Origin of the sequence: Synechococcus sp. R3-13 (assembly GCF_047462195.1) — a bacterium.
In the GTDB taxonomy this organism is placed as follows: domain Bacteria; phylum Cyanobacteriota; class Cyanobacteriia; order Thermostichales; family Thermostichaceae; genus Thermostichus.
Genome location: NZ_JANSIO010000100.1, coordinates 1 through 1,121 on the forward strand (window position 1 = coordinate 1; position 1,121 = coordinate 1,121).

Sequence of the window (1,121 nt, forward strand, 5' to 3'; positions counted from 1 at the left end):
CCCCTGAGGGTTGTTTCTGGGGAAAGACAGCTCAAAGCCAAAGCGGGCCGCGTTGCTCTGCAGCCACTGGAAGGCCGGGGTGGTCTCAAAGGCTTCTTGAGTATCCCACTGCGGAAACCCGGCATCCCCAAGGTCGATGGCATAGCCAGTGTGGTGCTCGCTGTAGCCAGGGGGAGCACTGACAGCAGCTCGTTCCTCGGGTCGCAAGGCTCGGGATTGAGCCAATTGAAAAAACAAGAATTCCTGATCCGCAATGGAGCGAAACCCGGAAATGGGGACAAGGCGGATCCCGGCAGCTTGAGCTGCTTCGCTCATGCGAAGGTAACTTTCAGCAGCCGCCTGGCGTAGGCGCACCTCACGACCACGGTAGCTGCCCACCACCCGCAAGCTGTCTGCAGGGGCTTCGGAATAGGCATAGTGCCCCAACAGAGAAGGTCGCCCATTCTGCACAGTTGGCTGCGGCAGAGGGGGCTGACCGGTTTCTTCCAGAACTTGGGGATCCGCCGCCTGCTGGGATCCCGGTAACTTCTCTATCCCCCAACCCGCCAGGAGCAACAGCCCAACCAGCACCAGGCCCAAGACTAGACGGGACCTCAGGGCAGGCACCGAACTTTGCGCTTTTTTCGCCGGAGTGGACTGGCGACGGGCGACCGGAATGTCGTCGTTCATGCGCAAAGGCCGGGATCTAGCGAGGAGTACTGAAAAGAGGCAGCGTTTCTACAAACCCAAATCCGCCAAAATATCGCGGGCATGGGTTTCGGTATTGATGTTCTGGTAGACCTTGGCAATTTTGCCCTCGCCATCAATGACGTAGGTCACCCGCTTGGCGTAGCCGCCCCCATCCACATCGTAGGCGCGGGTGATCACCCCACTGCTATCCACCAGTAGGGGGAAAGGCAAGTTGTACTTTTCGGTGAACTTTTGGTGAGAAGCTTGGTCGTCCATGCTCACCCCCAGCACCACCACGTCCTTGCTTTGGTAGTCGGCGTAGGCGTCGCGGAATCCACAGGCTTCTTTGGTACAGCCGGGGGTGTCGTCTTTGGGGTAAAAATAGAGGACAACGGTTTTGCCGGCAAAATCAGCCAGCGAAACCTGGTTGCCTTGGGTGTCAGTGGTGTTGA

General features: G+C 58.4%; 2 protein-coding genes. Both read right to left on the bottom strand.

Translation table 11 applies throughout. The features are described from left to right. The coding region (locus NW856_RS03390) for a M15 family metallopeptidase (RefSeq protein WP_414399083.1) at positions 1-669 on the bottom strand (669 nt) is incomplete at its 3' end. A gap of 48 nt (positions 670-717) precedes the next feature. Beyond that, positions 718-1,121: peroxiredoxin (locus NW856_RS03395; protein ID WP_414399085.1), on the bottom strand; the 404-nt coding region annotated here is incomplete at its 5' end.